Annotated in this window: 5 protein-coding genes; 2 read left to right on the top strand and 3 right to left on the bottom strand. The window is 45.1% G+C overall.

Translation table 11 applies throughout. The features are described from left to right. Nucleotides 1-93: 93 nt before the first annotated feature. The 3 genes from PSI17_RS08610 to ybfF form a co-directional block, all read right to left on the bottom strand. Complete coding sequence (locus PSI17_RS08610; protein ID WP_273551593.1) at nt 94-1632, bottom strand: FAD/NAD(P)-binding protein; 1539 nt, start codon at nt 1630-1632, stop codon at nt 94-96. Between the two features lie 63 nt (nt 1633-1695). Beyond that, nucleotides 1696-2733 (bottom strand): methyltransferase, encoded by a 1038-nt coding sequence (locus PSI17_RS08605; RefSeq protein WP_443256018.1) that lies wholly within the window; start codon nt 2731-2733, stop codon nt 1696-1698. A 611-nt stretch (nt 2734-3344) separates the two neighbouring features. Continuing rightward, on the bottom strand, nt 3345-4124 hold the full coding sequence (ybfF, locus tag PSI17_RS08600; protein WP_273551592.1) for an esterase: 780 nt from the start codon (nt 4122-4124) through the stop codon (nt 3345-3347). Nucleotides 4125-4383: 259 nt separating this feature from the next. On the opposite strand from ybfF, the gene seqA reads away from it, so the two are divergent. Beyond that, on the top strand, nt 4384-4917 hold the full coding sequence (gene seqA / locus PSI17_RS08595) for a replication initiation negative regulator SeqA (protein ID WP_273551591.1): 534 nt from the start codon (nt 4384-4386) through the stop codon (nt 4915-4917). Between the two features lie 89 nt (nt 4918-5006). Beyond that, a complete protein-coding gene (pgm, locus tag PSI17_RS08590) occupies nt 5007-6647 on the top strand; it encodes a phosphoglucomutase (alpha-D-glucose-1,6-bisphosphate-dependent) (RefSeq protein WP_273551590.1) in 1641 nt (546 codons plus the stop codon). Nucleotides 6648-6741 lie beyond the last annotated feature (94 nt).

Raw genomic sequence — 6741 nt, 5'->3', positions numbered from 1 at the left:
TTGAAGTAGTAAATCCCCTCATCTGTTTAACATGGATCTTCCTCTTTAGTGGGGAATATTGAGAAAAATCCATGTTGGCTGGAGCAGGTACAATTATTTGCTGAGTATCAAATCTTTTTCGTTATTGCCGACGGTTGATGCGACCGGAATATCGATTCTCCTCATATTGTTAATCACCCGAGTCGCTATATTTGCGACCACGATAAGGGCATTGGGCACCCATAACCGCTTGTGGGCAGGCGTTCCGACAAACCAAATACTTTCCTTTTCTTTAAAGTAGGGATGGCTGGCCGCCATTTCCGGCGAGATCGATACTGCGCATTCTGAACGATGCCCGTAAGCGTCAACCTCAAGTTGCCCGTTCTCGTCAATGACGAAGTAAGGCTGGTGATAACCCACTGCGGTGACAACTGCATCAAACTGTTGATAATCCTGCCCTAAGTTAACTAACCAAGCCCCTGTTTCTCCCTCCTCTACGACGACATTGAGAATGGCGCCTTGCTGAATAGTAAGACGATCACTATCCATATAGTGCAGGAGCTTTCGTGCATTGGGTAAAGCAATGGCGGTAATATACCGATGAAGCATTTTTTCAACGTTAGGATGAAACGCACCATCAAAATAGGTTTTGTCAGTCAGATGTATTTCGTTAATGACGTCCATAAAATTGACGGTGATATCTTGCCATTGGCTTTTTCCTTGCTCGGCAATCGATATTTCTTCACGAAGACGCTCCCGATAACTATTGGCATTAGAAAACTGCTCTCGGCAGGGTATTTTTGTGTACTTATTGAGGATACGGCAAAAATATTTGAGATACGCATGTTTCAATGAATCAGGAAAAAATTTTGTCGATTGATTTCCTTTATGGGTCATGATCGATGTCATGCTTTTATGCTCAAAGAAGGCACCAGAGCTGCGCATAAATCGCGAACGAACAGCAGGAATATCGCCTGACGGCGATGTCATGGTGACATGATGGCCTTCACGGCAGAGCAGGATAGCCGCATCGATTGCCGAAAGTTTACTGCCCATAACCAATACCCGTGATTTTGCGGGTATTTTGGTTAACATACCTGTCTCTGGATAGGGACAGTGAATAAAAGTCGGGTGAGCAAGGTGTGGTTTCAACGCTTCTGGAATGCGGGAAGCGCCAAAGCCTGTACAGAAAATAACGTCAGTTACTTCCAGCGGTTTAGGTGCCAGGACATCACCGTACCAAAGCGTATAACAACGATGTGAGTTTACCGTCAATTGCCTAAATAAATGAGGCAGATGGAAAACATCAATACCAGCCTTACGGGCAATAGTACTAAATTCCAGAAATCTTTCATTCAGATAGTTCCCTACCCACTGGCGTGGCACGAAAGATTCCGGTGTCACGGCATGCCCATATCCATGCAGATAATCTAGAAAATCCAACGGATTATCTGATACGACTGACATCGTATCGACTGAGGTGTTGCAGAGTATATCGCTATCCAGATTGAAAAATGCCATTCCCGGGCCAATAGGCCCAGGATCAACGATATAAATGGCTTGTGCCGCACGGTGTTGCACTGCTGCGATGAATGTCGCCACGCCCGCCGCACCACCTCCTACAATTGCAAGACTTCTTTTTTGAAAAGACATCACTATTTCCCCTATATGTTGAAATAAGGAATTTTTATCTATCTGCCTTAATGTAGAAGGAATTTATCCGGCAATGGCTTCGACAATCGATATATGGCAGCCTGTATCAATGACACGGTTGAGTTTCAAACCGGCACTGGCCAACAATCGTTGTAGCTCATCCTTTGTTCGCTCGCGTCCCCCTTCGTAGATCCCCATGCAGAGGAGATCCATTTCTTTACCTGCATGCGAAACGTTGCCATCAGGGATCACGGGGTCCATCACCAGCACCCGTCCGTCAGGAGCCATGGCTTTCCGGCAGTTATTCAGGATGCTGACACATTGCTCGTCAGGCCAGTCGTGCATAATGTACTTGAGCAGGAAGATATCGCCCTGAGGACATGACTCGAAAAAGTCGCCGGAGGCAAGTTCCCACCGTGTATCATCACCTAATGCCCCAAGTTCGTGCCTGTCCAGTACGTGTGGCCTGTCGAAAAGGATACCGCGCAGCGTTGAATTATCCTGTAGCACCCTCAATAACAGGCCACCAAACCCGCCGGCCACGTCAACCACGGTCGTGTTTTTCGGGAAATCATAACTGTGCGCGAGAAACAGATTTTCCACCTTTGACATGGAGGACATACCGACGTGGAAGTCATCGGCCGGCATGCCTGTCTGCGCCCAGTAATCAAAGAAGGGAAGCCCGTAGATATGCTTGAAAGCCGGATTGCCGCGAACGCTTTCTACAACCTCACCGAGCGGTTGCCAAAATGTCTTGTCAGTTAGCATCAATACTGCTGCCCGCAGGGAATTGTGTACGTCTGTGCGTAAGAATTCGGCTGCCGGTGTGAGTGCAAACCGTTTTTCTTCGATCTCATGAAAGATATTCCGCGTGGCAAGCAACCGCAGTACTCGGTGTAGTTGTTGCTCTTTGGCCCCGACGGCTTGGGCCAGCTCATACACTGTTTTTGACCCATCAATTAAATGATCGGCGACACCGAGAACCGTAGCCGCACGAAGTGCAGCTTGATAGGTGTAACCCATTGTTTGATGAAGTAAGTGTAAAGCGGATGATGTATCATTGGAAATAGTTGCTGTGTCGTTATAATTAAGTATGTTCATATCAATGCCCATTTGTTATTAGTTAAAAAATAGAAAAATTTATTGTTATTTTAAGAATATTCTTAACCCAAAAAGAGTATGTCTGACAACAATAAAAAAACTCATATGCAAAAATATTGTTATAATCATTGCTATTAGGGCGGGATTAATAAGATGGGTTATTTTCACGATAAAATACTATTATTGAGTGTTACAAAAGACACGATTTTATTTTCTTAAAAATTAGAAATATTGTGCTCATTATGTGAATCTACGTAACCTTATTATATTAATGTTGGCATATGGTTTCTAATTGTTTTTGGGTTAAGTACATAGTGGTTATAAAATCCTAAAAGCAGCAACTTATCGATATTTAGTAACCAATTGAAAAAAATAAGATTGTATGTTTTTCATATCGTTTGCTATTTAAAATGCTGTATCCAAATATGGATAGATCAATAATCGAAATCTAAATTAATTAGTGTTGTTTAATTTTCATTTACAGGCATGAAAAAAATAATCAAGAACGATTGGATCTATCTAACCGTCATATACGGGATCTTCTTGGCTAATTATTTTTTCGTATGAGATTGAACTTTTATCAACCCACATTCAATGGGTTGATAATATTACTATTTTGTGCCTAAAAAACGATGAATTGCCCTGAGGACAGCGTCTGGTTTTTCTGCATGAACCCAATGCCCACAACCTGCAACAACCCATGCTGTTGCTTGTGGAAATTGGCTAATAATATTTTCACGATATGCTTCAGTAATGTAATCTGAATTTCCACCACGAATAAACAGGGCAGGTTTGTGCCATGCCGGAATAATTTCCCAACCGATAATCTTTTCGTACTCTTTTTGCAAAACAGGCAGGTTAAATTTCCATTCCCCTTGACGGAACGATTTCAGCAGAAATTGAATAACACCGTCTTCCCGAATATCCTGGCGCATTATTTCTGTCGCGATTTGCCGGGTTTGTGCACCAAGCGCCGTGACGTTGTTCAGTGCGGCAAAAATGCGGTCATGGCGGCGAACGGGATAAGCGACGGGAGCCATATCAATCACAACGATTTTTTCAATCCGTTCTGGTGCAATGGCCGTCAGGGTCATGGCGATTTTACCCCCCATGGAATGCCCGATAATCATCGCCTTGGGCACCTTTAGCGCATCAAGGAGTTGCAGGACATCCTGTGCCATATCGTGGTAATCCATGTTTTCCATGCGTGGTGAAATACCGTGGTTACGTACATCGATCTGAATGACCGGATAGTATTGCTGTAAATCGCGCCCCAAGATCCCCAGATTGTTTAAATCCCCAAAAAGCCCATGAATCAGGACAATGGGCGTTGACGATTGCGGATTTTCCGGTGTGTGGAAATGATAATTTAATTGACGATTTGACTTCATGATTTGCCTGAGTTTAATAGCGTTTATACCCTGTTTAATATTGAGATGCTTAATATCATGATACGTGTCCAGTGACAAACTCAACGGGATGAAATAGTTGTAACTGTTTGATTTATTTTAAAGGAAAGTCACTTTTTTGATGATTCTCAATTTTAAAAAGAATCACTTTAAGTTATTGAAAGTTTAATTGTTTTGTTTTGTGGCATTATATCTTATAATCGCGAGATACTTTTTTCATTAAGAACAGTACTGGATAGAAATGAAAACGATAGAAGTTGATGAAGACCTTTACCGCTTTATTGCAAGCCAAACTCTGCATATCGGTGAAAGTGCATCTGATATTTTACGGCGCATATTGAAGTTGGACGCCGGGCAGCCAGTACAAATCACAGCGCCTGCCAACGACCCTGCACCTGTTGTTAAAACCCCGGTTGCCCGTTCCCGTGATGCTGTCCGCGTTATTCGTGAATTATTGCTTTCTGATGAGTACGCTGAAAAGAAAAAATCGGTTGAGCGCTTTATGCTGACCCTGTCTACATTGTATAGCCTGAACAGTGACAGTTTCAACAAGGCAACAGAAGCGATGCACGGCCGTACCCGTACCTATTTCGCCGGTGATGAGCACACTTTATTAGCCAGCGGCAAGCAAACCAAGCCACGCCATATTCCCGGCACCCCTTTTTGGGTGATCACCAATACCAATACTGACCGTAAACGCAGCATGATTGAACATATTATGCAGGATATGAAGTTTCCGGCAAATTTGATTGAGAGAGTGTGTGGCACGATCTAATTCAGTTAGTTGCCCTATCATCCAATCGCTTGACTTATTAGCACTGCACTGGCGATAAGCCGGTGCGCTCTCCCAGGAGAAATAATAAAGTGGCCATTCATCCAAGGGCAGGGCAGCTCGCCCAGCAGCATGATTTAATCAATGTTGCCCAGCTCACTTCACAGTATTACACCTTGCAACCCCATTCTGAAAACCCAGCACATAAGGTCAAATTTGGGACTTCCGGCCATCGTGGCAGCGCCGGACGCAATAGTTTTAACGAATCACATATTCTGGCCATTGCCCAGGCAATTGTGGAAGTTCGTTCGCAACATGGGATTACCGGGCCATGTTATGTGGGTAAAGATACTCATGCGCTTTCAGAAGCGGCATTTATCTCCGTTTTGGAAGTGTTAACGGCGAATGGTGTGGATGTGGTTGTGCAGGAAAATAATGGGTTTACCCCAACGCCTGTTATTTCCCATGCCATCTTATGTCATAACCGTCAGGGAAAAAATCTGGCAGATGGTATCGTGATCACGCCATCCCATAATCCGCCGGAAGACGGTGGCATTAAATATAATCCCCCTAATGGTGGGCCAGCCGATACCGATCTGACTGCCATCATTGAGCAGCGTGCAAATGAATTACTGGCGGTTGCTCTCAATGGGATCAAGCGCTTGCCTTATGAGCAGGCATTAAAGAGTGAATATTTGCACTCCCAAGATTTGATTGATCCTTATGTCACCGCGCTGGGTGAAGTTGTCGATATGGCTGCGATCCAGCAGGCAGGCTTAAAGATTGGTATTGACCCATTGGGCGGTTCAGGCATTGCCTACTGGCAGCGGATTGGGGAATATTACAACCTCGATCTGACTCTGGTTAATGATAAGGTCGATCAGACATTCCGTTTCATGACACTGGATCACGACGGTGTGATCCGCATGGATTGTTCATCCCGTTGGGCCATGGCGGGGCTGCTGGAATTGCGGGGTAAATTTGATTTGGCCTTTGCCAATGATCCCGATTACGACCGTCATGGCATCATTACGCCGGTGGGTTTGATGAACCCTAACCATTATTTGGCAACGGCGGTCGATTACCTGTTCCGCCACCGTCCACAATGGCCGAAAAATATTGCCGTGGGTAAGACACTGGTTTCCAGCGCCATGATTGATCGTGTGGTTGCCGATTTGGGGCGTGAATTAGTGGAAGTTCCCGTTGGTTTTAAATGGTTTGTGGATGGGTTGCATAAAGGCGAGTTGGGCTTTGGCGGAGAAGAGAGTGCGGGTGCCTCTTTCTTGCGTTTTGATGGCACCCCGTGGTCAACCGATAAAGACGGCATTATTCTTTGCCTGTTGGCGGCTGAAATGACCGCAGTGACGGGTGAGAACCCGCAGCAACGTTATGATAAATTGGCTGCCCGATTTGGCACACCAAGCTATAGCCGCATTCAGGCTCCGGCGACGCATCAGCAAAAAGCATTACTGTCTAAGTTGTCCCCGGAAATGGTTAAGGCCGACATATTGGCCGGTGATCCGATTACCGCTCGTCTGACAACCGCATCAGGTAACGGCGCTTCCATTGGTGGCCTGAAGGTCATGAGTGACAACGGTTGGTTTGCTGCCCGTCCTTCTGGTACAGAAGAAGCCTATAAAATTTATTGTGAAAGTTTCCTCGGTGCCGAGCATCGTGAAAAAATTGAGCAAGAGGCGCAGGAAATCGTCAATCAGGTCTTTGCTGCGGGTTGATTGATTGCTATTTTTGGCTGTGCTGGTTGGAAAAAACAAGAGCCGCAGCGATTGCTACGGCTTTTTGCTTTACCCCAACTTGCTTTACCCCAAC

Source organism: Xenorhabdus sp. IM139775, from assembly GCF_028598745.1.
Lineage (GTDB): Bacteria > Pseudomonadota > Gammaproteobacteria > Enterobacterales > Enterobacteriaceae > Xenorhabdus.
The sequence above is the reverse complement of the archived record's forward strand: the minus strand, read 5'-3'. Positions and strand labels throughout refer to the sequence as shown.